Source organism: Amycolatopsis pithecellobii (assembly GCF_009707865.1).
GTDB lineage: Bacteria > Actinomycetota > Actinomycetes > Mycobacteriales > Pseudonocardiaceae > Amycolatopsis_E > Amycolatopsis_E pithecellobii.
Map to the genome: position 1 here is coordinate 1 of NZ_WMBA01000110.1, position 16124 is coordinate 16124.

The 16124-nt window shown below is 68.3% G+C and carries 12 protein-coding genes; 6 read left to right on the top strand and 6 right to left on the bottom strand.

Going from position 1 to position 16124, the window contains the following annotated elements:
• The first annotated feature begins 70 nt into the window (after positions 1-70).
• The gene (locus GKO32_RS36920) at positions 71-895 is read left to right on the top strand and encodes an ABC transporter permease (RefSeq protein ID WP_154761556.1); all 825 of its coding nucleotides are present in this window, start codon (positions 71-73) and stop codon (positions 893-895) included.
• Here the strand turns inward: GKO32_RS36920 and GKO32_RS36925 are convergent.
• A complete protein-coding gene (locus tag GKO32_RS36925) occupies positions 873-2219 on the bottom strand; it encodes a S8 family serine peptidase (RefSeq protein WP_376766042.1) in 1347 nt (448 codons plus the stop codon). The two genes, GKO32_RS36920 and GKO32_RS36925, sit on opposite strands and share 23 nt — an antisense overlap.
• Positions 2220-2680: 461 nt before the next feature.
• Between GKO32_RS36925 and GKO32_RS36930 the strand changes: the two genes are divergently transcribed.
• The 5 genes from GKO32_RS36930 (at position 2681) to proB (ending at position 9307) form a co-directional block, all read left to right on the top strand.
• The gene (locus GKO32_RS36930; protein ID WP_154761558.1) at positions 2681-5905 is read left to right on the top strand and encodes a translation initiation factor IF-2 N-terminal domain-containing protein; all 3225 of its coding nucleotides are present in this window, start codon (positions 2681-2683) and stop codon (positions 5903-5905) included.
• A gap of 155 nt (positions 5906-6060) precedes the next feature.
• Complete coding sequence (gene rplU, locus GKO32_RS36935; protein ID WP_091512575.1) at positions 6061-6375, top strand: 50S ribosomal protein L21; 315 nt, start codon at positions 6061-6063, stop codon at positions 6373-6375.
• Positions 6376-6389: 14 nt separating this feature from the next.
• Complete coding sequence (gene rpmA / locus GKO32_RS36940; protein ID WP_154761560.1) at positions 6390-6647, top strand: 50S ribosomal protein L27; 258 nt, start codon at positions 6390-6392, stop codon at positions 6645-6647.
• Between the two features lie 108 nt (positions 6648-6755).
• Entirely contained in the window at positions 6756-8201 is a 1446-nt protein-coding gene (obgE, locus tag GKO32_RS36945; protein ID WP_154761561.1) for a GTPase ObgE, read from the top strand.
• Entirely contained in the window at positions 8198-9307 is a 1110-nt protein-coding gene (gene proB, locus GKO32_RS36950; protein ID WP_312869247.1) for a glutamate 5-kinase, read from the top strand. The genes obgE and proB overlap by 4 nt, the downstream gene beginning before the upstream one ends.
• A gap of 25 nt (positions 9308-9332) precedes the next feature.
• Here the strand turns inward: proB and GKO32_RS36955 are convergent, their stop codons facing one another.
• From GKO32_RS36955 to GKO32_RS36975, 5 genes are read right to left on the bottom strand one after another with little or no spacing between them, the layout of a single operon-like run.
• Positions 9333-9596: an acyl carrier protein gene (locus tag GKO32_RS36955; protein WP_154761562.1), complete on the bottom strand. Its 264-nt coding sequence runs from the start codon at positions 9594-9596 to the stop codon at positions 9333-9335.
• A gap of 10 nt (positions 9597-9606) precedes the next feature.
• Positions 9607-11316 (bottom strand): fatty acyl-AMP ligase, encoded by a 1710-nt coding sequence (locus GKO32_RS36960; protein ID WP_154761563.1) that lies wholly within the window; start codon positions 11314-11316, stop codon positions 9607-9609.
• Positions 11313-12530 carry a cytochrome P450 gene (locus GKO32_RS36965; protein WP_154761564.1) on the bottom strand — a complete coding sequence of 406 codons (1218 nt, stop codon included), beginning with the start codon at positions 12528-12530 and terminating at the stop codon, positions 11313-11315. The genes GKO32_RS36960 and GKO32_RS36965 overlap by 4 nt, the downstream gene beginning before the upstream one ends.
• Positions 12527-14218: a carbamoyltransferase N-terminal domain-containing protein gene (locus GKO32_RS36970; protein WP_154761565.1), complete on the bottom strand. Its 1692-nt coding sequence runs from the start codon at positions 14216-14218 to the stop codon at positions 12527-12529. Before GKO32_RS36970 ends, GKO32_RS36965 begins: the two co-directional genes overlap by 4 nt.
• Positions 14206-15570: a cytochrome P450 gene (locus tag GKO32_RS36975; RefSeq protein ID WP_154761566.1), complete on the bottom strand. Its 1365-nt coding sequence runs from the start codon at positions 15568-15570 to the stop codon at positions 14206-14208. Before GKO32_RS36975 ends, GKO32_RS36970 begins: the two co-directional genes overlap by 13 nt.
• Positions 15571-16124: the final 554 nt, after the last annotated feature.

Genomic DNA, 16124 nt, shown 5'->3' on the forward strand with positions numbered 1-16124 from the left:
CCGCCCTGGCAACAACCCCTCGCCACTCCCTTCACCGGCAACAACATCGCCATCCAGTCGGCGGTCTGACATGACGCTCCTCGAAGACCAGCGGCCAGGGGTGCTGCTGCGCATCCTGCCCCCGGGCCTGTACGCCGGCCGGGCGAGCCGGATCGTCGAGCGCTCGATGCTCGCCTACTCCCGGATGTGGTGGGTGTTCGTCTCCGGCGTGCTGGAGCCGTTGTTCTACCTGGTGGCGTTCCAGATCGGGTTCGGCAAGCTGGTCAGCGAGGTCGCCGGCCCCGACGGGCGGCCGATGAGCTATGTCGCGTTCGTCGCGCCTGCCTTGCTCGCCTCGTCCGCCATGAACGGCGCGATCCTCGACAGCACGTTCAATGTGTTCTTCAAGTTCCGCTACGCCAAGACCTACGACGCGATGCTCGCCACCCCGATCGGACCGCTGGACATCGCGATGGGGGAGATTTCCTGGTCGGTACTGCGCGGCGGCATTTACTCGGTCGCGTTCTTCGGCGTGATGCTCGCGATGGGCCTGGTCAGCTCGCCGTGGGCGGTGCTGCTGGTCCCGGTCGCGGTGCTGGTGGCGTTCGCGTTCGCGGCGATCGGTATGACGTGTGCGACGTTCCTGCGTTCCCCGTCGCAGTTCGACTTCATCCAGCTCGCCGTGATGCCGATGTTCCTGTTCTCCACCACGTTCTACCCGCTGACCGTGTACCCGGAGGCGGTGCGCGTCATCGTGCAGTGTTTCCCGCTGTACCACGGCATTGAGCTCATGCGCGAGTTGTCGGTGGGCGCTTTCACGCCAGGCATGCTCGGGCACCTGGCTTATCTGGTCGCGCTTGCCCTACTCGGGGTCTGGGGTGCCGCGCGGCGGATCACTCACCTGCTGCTGCGCTGAGCGCTCCTGGCGCGTCCACCATGCCGTGGCCGTAGAAGCCGTTGTATCCGGAGTATCCGGCGCAGAACGCGTCCTGCCGCCCGTCGCCGGTGAGGTCGTAGTCGTCCGGACACGGCATCGTCCGCGCGCCCCGGTCGAGTGCGCCGCGCAGTTGGGTCGCGCTGAACTCAGGGTGCGCGGACGCGACCAGCGCGGCGACACCCGTGACATGCGGTGCGGCCATCGAGGTGCCGCACATCGGCGCGTACCCGCCCGGCACCGTCGAGAGCACGCAGTCCTTCCCGTCCCCGCCGGGTGCGGTGAGGTCCACCACCCCGAGCCCGTAGGAGCTGTAGCCCGCCTTCACCCGGTTCCGCCCGGTAGCGGAGACGGTCACCGCCTCGTGCACCCCCGCGGGCAACTCCTCACACCCCTGTGGCGACACGCCCGGGCGCGGCGACGGTGTCAGGTTCACCGCTTCGTTGGTCGCCGCGGTGACGTCGAGCGTGCCATGCGTGGTCGCATAGTCCACGGCACGGGCGACCGCCTCGTGCACGACCTCATACCCGGCCCGCCGGGAGCACGGCACTCCCCACGGGTCGATCGCGAAACTCGTGTTGACCACGGGCATCCGCCGCGCCGCCGCCCACATCAGCCCGCATACCGCGGCCTCCGGAGTGACGTACCCGCGGTCGTCGATCACCTTCACCGACGCCACCTGCACCCCGGGCGCGACCCCGGTGATGCCTGCTCCGTCGTCGATGGCCGCGATGATGCCCGCGACATGCGTTCCGTGCGCGGACCTCGTCGGCGCCCACGCGGCGGGCGAGGGATCCGGCGCACCGGTCAGGCACCCGGCGGAATCGCCGCGGTCGACGGCCCCTGCCAGGTCCGGATGTGTCGCGTCGATCCCGGAATCGAGCACGCCCACCACGACGTTCGCGCTGCCACGGTGCCCTGGCGCGCCGATCATGGCCATGTCCCACTGCTCACCGGTCCGGTTCGCACCCCGGACACCCTGCGCCGCTATGGGTTTCGCGCGCAGTATCTCCTGTGCGCTGAATACGCGGCCGGTGCCGAACCTCACCGCGAAGTCCGGATCGGTGGACTGCGCGACACCTACACTGATCTGCGGGTAGTAGTTCGTGGGCTGCCCACAGGCCACCCGGACCTGACTGTCGGCGTCGTGGCTGGTGGTCCCGCGATCGAGGACCACGAGGTAGCGCACAGCGCGCCCGGTGTCCCGGCATCCGGGAGCCTGCTGGGCGGCGAACGCCGGTACGGGCGCGGCGACCAGTAGCGCGGCGGCGCTGCTGAGCGCGAGTGACCGTGCCAAGCCCGACACTGCACGAACCTCCAGGGAGCAGCGGTACAGGCGCACGCTAGGGCACCGTGCCGGGACCGACAAGCGGAACGGCCGTGCCGCCCCCGAAGGTGAGCGCGCCCCCTTCGGATCGCGCTCGTGTGGGATACTCGGGGTGGCCGCTGGGCCGGGACGCCCGCCAGATGAGGTGCGAACCGGTGCTGATGGCCCGGTGACGTGCGGGAAGAGCGCCAGGTCGTCGCCGCCCGGAGCGGGTGGCTAGACGACATGGGGAGGCGGTGCGGGAAGCCGCCGGCCCGTCCGGCATGTGACTGAGCAGACCTGCCGTCGACGGCCGCCGTGTTCCGGGGCCGTCGGGGCGAAGAGGCACAGGATTCCCGTCGGCGGTGACCGCCGCCGCGGAACAGACAGGAAGGGGCCCCTGCGCGGCCGCGTCTTCCAGCATTCGAGCTGGCAGACGCGCCCGGGGGCGGAGGAGACAGATGACGAACGCGGAAACACCCGCCGACAACACCGGCGGGGACACCGCCGCACCCACCAGCCCGCTGGGCGAACTCCCGGAACGTGTCCGGGTGCACGCACTGGCGAAGCTGCTCGGCTCCAACAGCCGGGATGTGCTGGCGAAACTGACCGAACTGGGTGAACCAGTCCGCAGCGTGCAGTCGAGCGTGCCGCGGGCCATGGCGATCAAGGTGGCCGAGGCTCTCGCGGCCCCGGCGGACGAGCCCGAACCAGCCGCCGACCCGCAACCCGCCGCCGCGCGCGAGCCGGTCGCCAAGCCGGAAGTGGCCGTTGAGCGGGAGCCGATCGCCAAGCCGCAACCGGCCGTCGAGCCGGCACCGGCCGCGAAGCCGGACCGGACCGCGAAGCCGGTCGCCGAGCGGCCAGGGGGCGCCGAGTCGGCACCGGCCGCCAAGTCGGCCGCGGTCGCCGAACCCGCAGCAGCCGCACCGAAGCAGGCCACACCCGCACCGGCCGCGCCCGAATCAACATCAGCCGGCCCAGCAGAACCAGCGACAACGGCAGCAGCCGCACCGGCGCCCGCCACCGAATCGGCCGCGCCGGAACGAGCGCGGCCGTCAGCGCGGATGCCGGTGTTCGCGGCCCCATCCCCGGTGTTCCTGCCGCCCGAGCCGCAGACCGTGCGGCCCGCGCCGAAGCAGGAGGAACCGGCCGAGGAGGAGCCCGAAGCGGTCGAGCCCGACAAGGACGACGAAGGCGACGACCCGGGCGGCCGTCGGCGCCGTCGTCGTGGTCGCCGGGGCCGCGGCCGCGGCAAGGGTGGCGACGAGGGCACAGGGGCCGAGGACGAGAGCACCGATCAGGCCGAGGAGCCCCAGCCGCAGGAGAAAGCCGAAGCCGAGACCGAGGACGACGAGTCCGAGGAGGGCGAGGGCGGCAGCCGTCGCCGTCGGCGCCGTCGTCGCCGCAAGACCGCGGACGACGACGCGGCCGAGGCCGCCACGGGTGATGACCCGCCGAACACCGTCGTGCACGTCCGCGAGAGCAAGGGCGAGGACAAGAACGGCAAGGAAGCCAAGCCCGACAAGGGTGACGGCGTGCGCAGCGTGCGCGGTTCCACCCGGCTGGAGGCCAAGCGCCAGCGCCGCCGTGACGGCCGGGAAGCGGGCCGCCGTCGTGCGCCGATCCTCTCCGAGGCCGAGTTCCTGGCGCGGCGCGAGTCGGTCGAGCGGACCATGGTCGTGGCCGAGCGCGGCGAGCACACGCAGATCGGTGTGCTCGAAGACGGCGTGCTGGTCGAGCATTTCGTGACCGCCGCGGGCAGCGGATCGATCGTCGGCAACGTGTACCTGGGCCGGGTGCAGAATGTACTGCCCTCGATGGAGGCGGCGTTCGTCGACATCGGGCGCGGCCGCAACGCCGTGCTGTACGCCGGTGAGGTCGACTGGGATGCCGCCGGCCTTGAGGGCAAGTCCCGCAAGATCGAGCAGGCGCTGTCCACCGGTGACAACGTGCTGGTGCAGGTGACGAAGGATCCGGTCGGGCACAAGGGCGCCCGGCTGACCACCCAGATCTCGTTGCCCGGCCGGTTCCTGGTGTACGTGCCCGCCGGTGGCGCGACGGGTATTTCCCGCAAGCTGCCGGAAAACGAGCGCCGGCGGCTCAAGGACATCCTCAAGCGGATCGTCCCGGAGGACGCGGGTGTCATCATCCGCACCGCCTCGGAGGGCATCAGCGAGGAGGAGCTGGAGCGGGATGTCCGCCGCCTGAAGGCCCAGTGGGAGGTCATCAAGGAGAAGGCGGATTCCGCGGCGGGGGGCAAGAAGTCGTCCGCGCCGACGATGCTGTACGAGGAGCCGGACCTGCTGGTGAAGGTCGTCCGCGACCTGTTCACCGAGGATTTCGCGAAGCTCGAGGTCCAGGGCGGCACCGCGTGGGAGACGATCGACGCCTATGTCGGGCATGTCGCGCCCGATCTCGCCGGGCGCCTCAAGCGTTATGTCGGCACCGGTGACGTCTTCACCGACTACCGGATCGACGAGCAGATCACCAAGGCGCTGGACCGGAAGGTGTGGCTGCCCTCGGGCGGCTACCTGGTGATCGACCGGACCGAGGCGATGACGGTCATCGACGTCAACACCGGCAAGTTCACCGGCTCCGGCGGGAACCTCGAGGAGACGGTGACCAGGAACAACCTGGAGTCCGCCGAGGAGATCGTGCGCCAGCTGCGGCTGCGCGACATCGGCGGGATCATCGTGATCGACTTCATCGACATGGTGCTGGAGTCCAACCGGGAGCTGGTGCTGCGGCGGCTGACCGAGTGCCTCGGCCGGGACCGGACGCGGCACCAGGTCGCCGAGGTGACGTCGCTCGGCCTGGTGCAGATGACCAGGAAGAAGGTCGGCACCGGCCTGCTGGAGGCGTACTCGACGCCTTGTGAACACTGCAAGGGCCGGGGCGTGATCGTGTCGACCGAGCTGCCCCGCCCGTCGAACGGCGGCAACGGCACCGGCAACGGCGGCGGTCACCAGCACGGTTCCCGGCGCGCGCGTGGCCGGGGCAAGGCGGAGGAGCCGCAGGAGACCGGGCGTCCCCCGGAGCGGCGGGAGTCGGTCGTGTCGGCCGTGCAGGCGATGGCCAATGCCGCGAAGCTGGCTTCCGGCAAGCCGGACGGTGAACTCGTTTCGGACAAGCCGGACGAGGCCGCCGAGCAGAAGGCCCTGGAACTCGCCAGCCCCCAGGCCGGTGCCGAAACGGCCGCCCGCTGGGCCGAATTCGCTGCCAACCCGAAGCCGGACAGCGAGCCGGCGCCCGAGACGACCGCGGCTGCGACCTTGGGAACCGCTGCGCCGGCGGCCACCGAACCGGAGGCCGGCGCCGACGTAGCCGCCGCCGTTTCCGAGGCCGATGCGTCGAACGCGGCCGACTCTGCTGAGGCCCCGTCCGCACCGGACGCGGAGTTCGAACCGGCCCCGTGGCGCCGGGAGCCCGGGCACACCAGTGGCTCGACCACACCGCAAGCACCGGTCGAGCAGTCCACCACACCCGCCCCGGAGCGGGCCGGCACCTCGGCGAATCCGGCCGAGGCCACCTCCGGGACCCCTGGGCAGGCCGAGTCCGCGGAGCCCGCCCCGGAACCCAGTGTCGAGGTCCCGACCCCGGCCGTGCGCACCGCTCAGCGGCGGCCGCGGCGGGCGGCGTCGCGGCCTGCCGGACCGCCGGTGCACGCCTCGGACCAGAGCTGAGCAGGTGAACGGCACCCCGGTGCACACCAGCCCCGGGGTGCCACGTAACCTATAGGACGGCCCGCGCACCATGCGGGCCATGGCGCGATCACCGGGCCGCCCGCGCGGGCCGGGTCGCCTGCCCCCACCCATTGTCGAGTAAGCAGGAGACTTCCGTGTCGGCGTACGCGATCGTCAAGACCGGCGGCAAGCAGTACAAGGTGGCCGTCGGCGACGTCGTCGAGGTCGAGAAGCTCGAGGGAGAGCCGGGCACCGAGCACACCTTCCCCGCCGTGCTGTACGTGGACGGCGGCGAGGTCACCACGGACGCCGACGCGTTGGCGAAGGTCTCGGTCACCGGCAAGGTCGTCGAGCAGACCAAGGGCCCCAAGATCCGCATCCACAAGTTCAAGAACAAGACCGGCTACCACAAGCGTCAGGGTCACCGGCAGAAGCTGACCCGCGTCGAGGTCACCGGCATCAGCAAGTAAGGAGCTGAGCACTTATGGCACACAAGAAGGGTGCTTCCAGCTCCCGCAACGGGCGTGACTCCAACCCGCAGTACCTCGGCGTCAAGCGTTTCGGCGGCCAGGTCGTCAAGGCGGGCGAGATCCTGATCCGCCAGCGGGGCACCAAGTTCCATCCCGGCGTGAACGTCGGCCGTGGCGGTGACGACACGCTGTTCGCGCTCGCCGCTGGTTCGGTCGAGTTCGGCGTCAAGCGTGGCCGCAAGACGGTCAACATCGTCCCGGCCGAGGCCTGAGGTCCGCCGGAGACACGCAGCATTTTCCGACAAGGGGCGGGCCCGGAACAAATCTGGGTCCGCCCCTTGTTTTGCCTGCACAGTCCTGAATAGACAGAAAGGCTCGAGATGGCGTCCCGGTTCGTTGACCGCGCGGTGATCCAGGTGGCCGCCGGCAACGGCGGGAACGGTTGCTCCTCGGTGCACCGCGAGAAGTTCAAGCCGCTGGGCGGTCCCGACGGCGGCAACGGTGGCAACGGTGGTGACGTGTTGCTCGTCGTCGACCGGAATGTGCACACCCTGCTGGACTTCCACTTCCGCCCGCACGCGAGCGCCGGCAACGGCAGGCAGGGCCAGGGCAGTCACCGGGCGGGCGCGGCGGGGGAGACGCTGGAGTTGAAGGTCCCGGCCGGCACGGTCGTGATGACCGAAGCGGGCGAGGTGCTCGCGGACCTGACCACTCCCGGCACCACGTTCGTCGCGGCGGAGGGCGGTCGCGGTGGTCTGGGCAACGCGGCGCTCGCCTCCCGGGCACGCAAGGCGCCGGGCTTCGCGCTGCTCGGTGACCCGGGGGAAGCCCGCTCGCTCGTGCTTGAGCTGCGTTCGGTCGCGGACGTCGGGCTGGTCGGGTTCCCGTCCGCGGGCAAGTCGTCGCTGATCTCGGTGCTCTCGGCGGCGAAACCGAAGATCGCCGACTACCCGTTCACCACGCTGGTGCCGAACCTCGGCGTGGTGACCGCGGGGGACACCGTGTTCACGATGGCCGATGTGCCCGGTCTGATTCCCGGTGCCAGCGAAGGAAAAGGCCTCGGCCTCGATTTCCTGCGGCATATCGAGCGGTGCGCTGTCCTTGTGCATGTCGTCGACTGCGCCACCTTCGAACCCGGCCGCGATCCGGTGTCCGATGTGGACGCTCTGGAGACGGAACTCGCCCGCTACACCCCGGGTCTCGGCGGGGAGCTCGCCGACCGGCCCCGCGTGGTCGTGCTGAACAAGATCGACGTCCCGGATGCCGCGGAGCTCGCCGAGCTGGTGCGCCCGGAGTTCGAGAAGCGCGGGTTGCCCGTGTTCGAGATCTCCACCGCGACCCGCCAGGGGCTGCGTGAACTGACGTACGCGCTGGGCGCAATCGTCGACAAGTTCCGCGCGGAACAGCCCGCTCCCGAATCCGAACGCATCGTGCTGAGGCCACGGGCGATCGACGACTCGGGTTTCTCCGTCGAGGCCGACCCGGAGGAGCTGGGTGGGTTCATCGTGCGCGGCGCCCGCCCGGAACGCTGGATCCGCCAGACCGACTTCGGCAACGACGAAGCCGTCGGCTACCTCGCCGACCGGCTCAACCGGCTCGGCGTCGAGGAGGAGCTCGCCAGGATGGGCGCCGAGCGTGGATGTCCGGTCACCATCGGCGGCGTCACGTTCGACTGGCAACCATCCACCCCGGGCACGATCCAGCACCTTTCCGGGCGCGGCACCGACATCCGGCTCGAGGACCGCAGCCGCGTTTCGGCGGCGGAGCGCAAGGAAGCCCGCCGCATTCGTCGCGACGGCGTGCCCGAGGCTGACGAGGACCAGTGAGCGTCACGCGGAAGGCCGTGGCCGGCGCGGATCGCCTGGTCGTCAAGGTCGGTTCGTCGGCGCTGACCACGGCCGGGAGCGGCTTGGACGTCGCGCGGCTCGATGCGCTCGTGGATGCCGTCGCCGCCCGGATCAGCCGTGGCAGCCAGCTCGTCCTGGTGTCCTCTGGCGCGATCGGCGCCGGACTGGCCCCCCTCGCGCTGGGCAAGCGCCCGCGTGACCTCGCGACGCAACAAGCCGCGGCGAGTGTCGGTCAACTGCAGCTCGCGCACGCCTACGCCGAGTCGTTCGGCCGGTATTCCCTGACCGTCGGCCAGGTGCTGCTGACCTCTGACGACGTGGTTCGCCGGTCGCACTACCGCAATGCGCAACGCACCTTCTCACGGCTCCTTTCGCTCGGCGCGGTCCCGGTGGTGAACGAGAACGACACGGTCGCCACCGAGGAAATCCGGTTCGGGGACAACGACCGGCTGGCCGCTCTCGTCGCCCATCTCATCGGCGCCGACGCCTTGCTCTTGCTGTCCGATGTGGACGGTCTTTATGACGGCGATCCCCGCGACGGCGCCAACCGCCGCATCGCCGAAGTGTCCGGTGACGCCGATATCGACGGCATCACCGTCGGCATGTCGAGTTCGGGGTTGGGTACTGGCGGCATGGTTTCGAAACTCGCTGCCGCGCGCACAGCCGCGGCCGCGGGAATCCCTGTGCTGCTGGCCGCGGCAACCGAAGCGGAGCGAGCCCTGACCACGGCGGACGTCGGCACCGCGTTCGTCGCCGCCGATTCCCGGTTGTCCGCCCGCCGCTTCTGGCTCGGTTACGCGGCGGGCCCGGCCGGTCGCCTCCAGCTGGACGACGGTGCCGTCGCGGCTGTGGTCCGCCGCCGCCGTTCCTTGCTCGCCGCCGGAATCACCGGGGTGAGCGGAGATTTCCAGGCCGGCGACGTGGTCGAGCTGGTCGATCCGGCCCAGCGGGTGGTGGGCCGTGGGGTGGTCGCGTTCGACGCCGGTGAACTGCCGGAGCTGATCGGGCGGTCCAGCCACGAGTTGCCACCGGAGCAACGCCGTGAGGTCGTCCACGCCGACGACCTTGTGCCGCTGCACCGGTAGCTTCTGGAGGCGCCCGGTCATGCGCTCAGGCGGGCGTCAGTGTCGTCAGCAGTTGGACGAGCCGGTCAATTGTCCGGTACTCCCACAGCGTGTCGGTGTCCAGTTCGAGCCCGTACCGTTCTTCGATCTCCACGGCAAGCGAAATGGCACTGATCGAATCCATTCCGTAGCTCGAGAGGGGCACATCGTTTTCGAGTAAATCGAGTGATCTGTCGGTGTGCTGGGAGATTTGCTGCCTCAGCCACGAACGGATGGCATCCGCTTCACTGATCTGTTTGGTCTGGTTCACGATTGTCTCCTCAGGATTTCAATGACCGGGCGTAAACCGGTTCGAGTTTTCCGGCGACGAACAGATCGCGCATTTTCATCCGCCGCACCTTTCCACTGGTGGTCCGGGCCACCGTGCCCGGCGGCAACAGCGCGATGGTGTCGACCTGGACACCGAACTCGCTGGCCGCCGTGTGGACGAGGTCGGCCGCCAGCGCCGGTAGCTCGTCCGGTTCGGCCTCGCCGAGTTCGTGGGTGATCACGACTTTTTCCTGGCCGGAGGTCTGGGGCAGCGCGAAGACCGCGCCGTAGTTGCCGAGCTGTGGATGACGCGAGCGCAGTTCCGATTCGATGTCCTGCGGGAAGACCTTCTGGCCATGTACCACCAGAACTTCCTTGACCCGGCCGCATACGTAGAGCTCGCCGTCGTGCAGGAAACCGATGTCCCCGGTGCGCAGGAAAGGCCCGTCTCCGCTCTCGGTGAACGCGCCGAAGGTCTCGCGCGTCTGCTCTTCCCGGCGCCAGTAGCCGCGCGAAATGCTCGGGCCGCGCAGCCAGATCTCGCCTGTCGTGCCGTCCGGCACGGCCTCTCCGGTCGCCGAATCGATGATCCGGAGGTCCAGATAGGGCGCCGGACCGCAGCTGACCAGTGCCCGGCTTCCGTGGTCGGAACCTGCCTGTGGCACGTCGACCGTGCTCAGCTTCACGCCGTTGTTCAGGCGTGCGGCGACGGTGAGAGTCGCCTCGGCGAGCCCGTACGATGTCACGAAGGCATCCGGGCTGAACCCATACGCGGAGAATCGTTCGCAGAACTGGGAAAGGATCTTCTCGTCGATGGCCTCGGCGGCGTTGTAGACCCGCGTCACCCCGGAAAGGTCCACATCGGACAGATCTTCGTCGCTGATTCTCTGGGTACAGAATTCATAGGCGAAGTTCGGGGCCGCCGACGCGTTGGAACCGTAGTGGTGCATGGCACGCAACCACGATGCGGGCTGCCGGATGAACGTCATCGGGTCGAGCAGCACGGTGTTTCCGCCGCGCGTCAGCGGGGCCAGCACCGTCGCGATCAGCCCCATGTCGTGGAACAGTGGCAGCCAGGTGCACACCCGCAGCTGTTCGTGCCACTCGCTCATCAGGAGCGAGGCGGCGATCGTGTGCAACACGTTGCCGTGGCTGAGGATCACGCCCTTCGGGTCACCGGTCGAACCGGACGTGTACTGCAGGAACGCCACGGTATCCGGACCGGCGGGGTATGGCTCCTCGTCGCTGGGTGCGGCCGCACTTTCGACATCGGTGGCCAGGCGGACCAGATGGGTCATCTCGTCCGCGTCGACCCAATCGTCGATGGCCGCGAGATTGGCGGAGTCGGTCAGTACCACCGACACCTCGGCGTCACGCGCGATGCCCGTCAGCCTGTGCTGCTGACGCCGCCTTCGCTGGGGCAGCGGGGCCGGAATGGCGATGACTCCGGCGTAGAGGCAACCGAGAAAGGCGGCAACGAACGGTGTTCCCGAAGGGTAGAGCAGCAGCGCCCGATCTTCCGGGCGGCACACCTCACGCAGCCGGTGTGCCACCGCCTGCGCCTGCGCGTCGAGTTCCCGGTAGGTCAGTGATCTCGCGTCGGCGAACCGGTCGGGGTGTTCCACCATGACGATGGCGACCTCGTCCGCGTGTTCCCGCGCACTGCGCCGAAACAGTTCCACGATACTGTTCCCGACAAAATTCTGATCGATCGATTTCATGCGTGATCTCTTTCCCGGATTCCGTTGACGGACACGGGCATTCGCGCCGGGCCGCGCAGGGTGAGGTTGGGTTTGTACGTCAGGCCGGCCTGGTCCAGCTTCGGCTCGACAAGCCGGGTAGCGGACTCGAAGGCAATCGCCCCTTCGAGGCGGGCAAGGCTGCTCCCGAGACAGAAATGCGGCCCTGCCGCGAAACTCAGGTGCTTGGCGGCATGTTCGCGACCGGGCCGGAACTCCTCCGGCCGGTCGAAGACCGACGGGTCACGGTTCGCCGCACCGAGCAGCAGCACGAGCAGATCACCGGCGGCGATGGACACGCCGTCCACCTGCATGTCCGTGCGGGCCACGCGCGCCGAGATCTGCACCGGCGCGTCGTACCGCAGTGCTTCCTCGACCAGCGCCGGCGCCGCGGCGGGATCATCGGCCACTGTGGACAGAGCCGCCGGATTCCGCAGCAGGGCAAGGATCCCGTTGCTGATCAAATTGACGGTGGTGTCGTGCCCGGCACTGACGAGCAGCACGCACGTCGCGATCAGCTCGTTCTCGCTGAGCGTGTCGCCGTCGTCCTCGACCTGGGTCAGGTAACTGATCAAGTCACCGGCGGGCGAGGACCGGCGCCGAGCGACCAGTTTCTGGAAGTACTTGACGATTTCCATCCGCGTGCGAGCCGTTTCTCGGGCTTCCACGCGCTCGACGTCACGCAGCTCCGGCAGGTCGACGGACCGCGCCAGGGCCGCTGACCAGCTCAGCAACATGTCGTGATCGGCTGCCGGCACTCCCAGCAGTTCACAGATGACCAGCATGGGCAGCGGGGAAGCCAGATCCCGGACCACATCGAAGGTTTCGCGTCGCGCCGCGGCGTCCATCAGGTCGTCGGCGATCGCACGGATCCGTGGCTCCAGCTCGGCCACCACGCGAGGCGTGAACGCGCGGGTGATCAGTCGCCGCAGTCTGGTGTGATCCGGGGGATCGAGGTTGAGGAAGTTCCGGCTCCGAGGCGCTTCCGAGCGAACGAGTGTGGCCTGATCGCGGGCGGAGCTCACGTCGGGATGCCGTAGTAGTCCGGAGCAGTGCGTGTATTTCCCGACAATGACCAGGCCGTCCTGCGGCGAGTAAGGCGACAGTTCCCGTAGGGCGGCGAGCTGGGGGTATGGGTCCGCGCTGGGGATGAGCGCCGTCAACGCCTCGATACCGGCCGCGAGCACGCCGGTCATCGGTGCTCGCCGTCCGAACGCGACTCTTCGGCGGTGTAGAGCATGCCGTCCGCATAGACGTGCTGGGTACCGGCCCAGCGCAGCGCCGACACCGCATCGGGAAAGAAACCGGACCCGTTGAAGTTCGCGCTGGTATTGCACAGCACCGGAATTCCGGTGCGTTCGCGATAGGCGCTCAGTACTTCGTAGAGGAAATCGTTGTCCTGCCCGACAGTCTGCAGCCGCGCGCTTCCGTCGACATGCACGATCGCGGGGACTTTGCCGGCCCATTCCGGCCGTACGTCGTGCTCGAACAGCATGTATGGATCGGGTGTCCCAGGTGCGAAAATCTCCGGCGCGGCGTCAACCAGGCAGATGGGAGCGACCGGTCGGTACCCTTCGCGGTTCTTCATCTCGTTGAGCCGGTCCCGCATGGCGACGGAAGTGGCGGGCGCCAGAATGCTCCGATGGCCCAGCGCACGCGGTCCGATCTCGGCGCGACCGGTCAGCGCGACGACGGGTTCCCCGGTGTCGGCCAGCAGCCTCCCCAACTCGGCAGGGGTGCACGGTCGGCTGCGCCATCCGGCGGGTGTGTCCGGGGAGGGCACGAGTTCCGGGCCGGCGAACACGGACCAGCGCAGTGCGCTGCGGCCCGTGGTCCGGATCATTTCCGCGCAGGCCGCGCCGATGGCGGATCCGGCGTCATTGGGAAACGGCGGCACCCAGACGTCCTCGAACAGCCCGGAACCGCGCAGGCTTGCGTTCCATTTGATGTTGAGCGCGCATCCTCCGGACAGGCACAGCGGCAGCCCCCGGTAGCCGGGTTCGTCGCGGAGGAATTCGGTGAGACCGTCCAGCAGGGTTGTGCCGAGATACTGCTGAATGGACGCCGTCAGTGTCGCGTCGGAGGTGTCTTGGGCCTCCGGCGAGTTCAGGACCGCACGGGTCCAGCGGTACAGGTGAATCGCGTCCGTCAGGGGCTTCGCCTTGGTGGCCGCTGACATGACGGAGATGATCGAAGCGTCCGGTTTTCCCAGCGCGGCATAGGCCATTGCTTTTCCCGACACGGGCAGCAACAACGTTTCCAGTTTCTCGTGCTGCGAATCCAGCGGCCCGCTGGGTGAGCGGAACGGAGCGAGGTGTGAGGCGAATACCGGATACAGCCCGCCGACCACGGTCGTCAACTGCCGCAGGAGCCGAAGGGACCGGGTTGCCGGGTCGTAGTGGTAGAGGCACGGGGGCATCCCGCCGTCCCACACCACGATGAGCGCGGCCTGCCCGGCTTCGGCGAAGGGGCTCGAGCAGAAGCTCGCCAGCGCGTGGTCAGTGGCGTGGGTGTAGCTGTGGAACCCGACCAGGCCCTGACCGAACAGTGGCGCCTTGTCCGGCCTGCCCGCCAACGGGTCGTCGCCAGGTTTGTCGGCATAGTCGGCGACTTCGACGGTCGTGGATGTTCCCTCGTCGAGGATCGTCACCTGGCTGACACCGTTTCTCCGCCCCCAGCCGTCAACCGCGACAGTGTCCACATCGGACGGTTCGAAGCCGCCTCGCCGGAGTACCGCGGTCAAGTCCGCGGTTGTGTTCATCGCGGAGTACCGCGGCCGGTTCTCGAGTTTCTCTGCTTCGACCGAGAACAACAGCTGATCATCCGCGATCACGGCCAAGGCGCCGTCATGGGTCAGTTTGAGCCCGCAAATCAATTTCTCCATGTTTCCCCTGCTTTGCTCCTCATGCCACGCGGACTGAGGACGACCTGTGCGCCTCGCGCGGGCGAGAATGTGACGTTCTGCGACCGGTATCGTTCGCGACGCGATGAGGCGGGCCGAAGATCGTAGCTCCGGAGTACCTCCTGCATGATCACGATCGCCTCGGCTTGCGCGAATCCCGCACCCAGGCAACGCCGGACGCCGCCGCCGAAGGGAATCCATTCCCCGCTCGATGGCGGGTTGGCGAGGAAGCGTTCGGGTCGGAACTCTTCTGGCGCGTCGTGGATCGACGGATCCGAGTGCACCACACCGATAGCCGGCATGACCGAAGTACCCGCGGGCAGCTGCCATCCGCCGAGTTCGACAGGTGCAGTCAGGGTCCGCGCGACCTCGTAGAAAACCGGCCGCAGCCGGACGCTTTCCTTGAATGCGGCTGTGAGGTACGCGAGGTCGCCCTCGTCAGCGGCGGCCTGCGCCACCGCCAGCACGGCGGGCCTGCGGGCCATTTCGTAGAGCGCCCAGGCGATCGCGGTTCCCGTGGTGTCGTATCCGGCCAGCAGAAGGGTCATCAGCTGGTCGCGAACGTCGAGATCGGTCACCTCCGGATCTTCGTTCAGCATTCTGGACAGGACGTCGTGGCGGCCGGCCAAGTCATGCTCCGCGCGCCGGTCCGCAATTTCGGCGTAGAGCACCGCATCGGCGGCTTTCAGGACCGCCTCGAATTTCCGCCACCGGCCGAGCTTGCGCAGCTTGTCGTAGGAGCCGCAAAGCAGAGTCACGCCGTCCACAGCGAGCACCTGGGACAGCAGTGCCCGAAGTTCGTCGAGTCGTGCCCCGGTGTCCACACCGAACACGACGCGGAGGATGACATCCAGGCTCAGCGCGTTCATCCGTGATTGCAACGCGAGCGGCTGTCCGGCGGGCCAGTGCCGAATCTCGTTCGCCGTGAGCTCCCTGATGACGTCCACATAGCCGGACAAGGCCGAGCCATGTAGTGCCGGGAGCAGTCGGCGCCGGGTAGCGAGGTGTTCTTCCTCGTTAAGCACGAGGACGGAGCGGTCTCCCATAACAGGCCGCAGGACCTCGTTGCCCCAGCCCGGATGGAATACCGTGCTGTTGCCCGCGAAGACTTCCCGGACGATGGCAGGGTCGGCCACGACAACGGTGCGGCGGGCTCCGGGCGCCAGGGTCACCGTGAACATCCGGCCATACTTGTTGCGCCATAAGGGAAACAGTCGCTGGCGGTAGCGGAGCACAAGCAGGGTTTGCAGTAAGACGGGCAGCCGAGGCCCCGGCGGAAGCAGCGCAGTTTTTGCCGGAGACAGCCTGTCGAGCCCAGCGCTCACACTGGACATGGCGCTGCCCGACGAAGAATATTTGCACTGCACATAGGAAAACTGTAAGTGCGTTCAGCGTCAACAAACTCATGTCATGCCTTTCGATCAGGGAGCGCGGGATAACCCTCACGAAGTGGAGAGGCGCTCTACTTTCGGTGTTTGTAGGTGTACGAGAAGTCACGGACGTGCGGAGGCCGGGGCGAGTCGGCACGCGACGAACATCACTCGCCGCCCAGATGGCAGGCTGGGGACCCGCCGATGTTCGCGAATGGCCGCTCAAGGTGAGCTGGTGCACAGGGACGCCAGGAAGCTAGGCGACATCCCCATAGCTGGCAGGTACCGCGCCGCCGGCCTCAGGCCGGGCAGCTTCATCGCACCCACACCAGGAAATCCTGCCCGACGAAAACAAGGAACCGCGGTCGCGTTCTGGCAGCGCGTTCAGGTCTTCTCTGCTGTCATGGGGATCACTGTCCAGCAGGTGCTAGCTGACAAACAGATCATGCTCCAAGTCCCGCCTCTGGTGTCAGGCTCTCACCACGGCCCGGACCAACCACAAACGCACCCAGCCCTCC

Coding starts and splice junctions, on each gene's coding strand:
- GKO32_RS36920 (WP_154761556.1), top strand. CDS start 71: ATGACGCTCCTCGAAGACCAGCGGCCAGGGGTGCTGCTGCGCATCCTG.
- GKO32_RS36930 (WP_154761558.1), top strand. CDS start 2,681: ATGACGAACGCGGAAACACCCGCCGACAACACCGGCGGGGACACCGCC.
- rpmA (WP_154761560.1), top strand. CDS start 6,390: ATGGCACACAAGAAGGGTGCTTCCAGCTCCCGCAACGGGCGTGACTCC.
- obgE (WP_154761561.1), top strand. CDS start 6,756: ATGGCGTCCCGGTTCGTTGACCGCGCGGTGATCCAGGTGGCCGCCGGC.
- GKO32_RS36960 (WP_154761563.1), bottom strand. CDS start 11,316: ATGAAATCGATCGATCAGAATTTTGTCGGGAACAGTATCGTGGAACTG.
- GKO32_RS36965 (WP_154761564.1), bottom strand. CDS start 12,530: ATGACCGGCGTGCTCGCGGCCGGTATCGAGGCGTTGACGGCGCTCATC.
- GKO32_RS36970 (WP_154761565.1), bottom strand. CDS start 14,218: ATGGAGAAATTGATTTGCGGGCTCAAACTGACCCATGACGGCGCCTTG.
- GKO32_RS36975 (WP_154761566.1), bottom strand. CDS start 15,570: ATGTCCAGTGTGAGCGCTGGGCTCGACAGGCTGTCTCCGGCAAAAACT.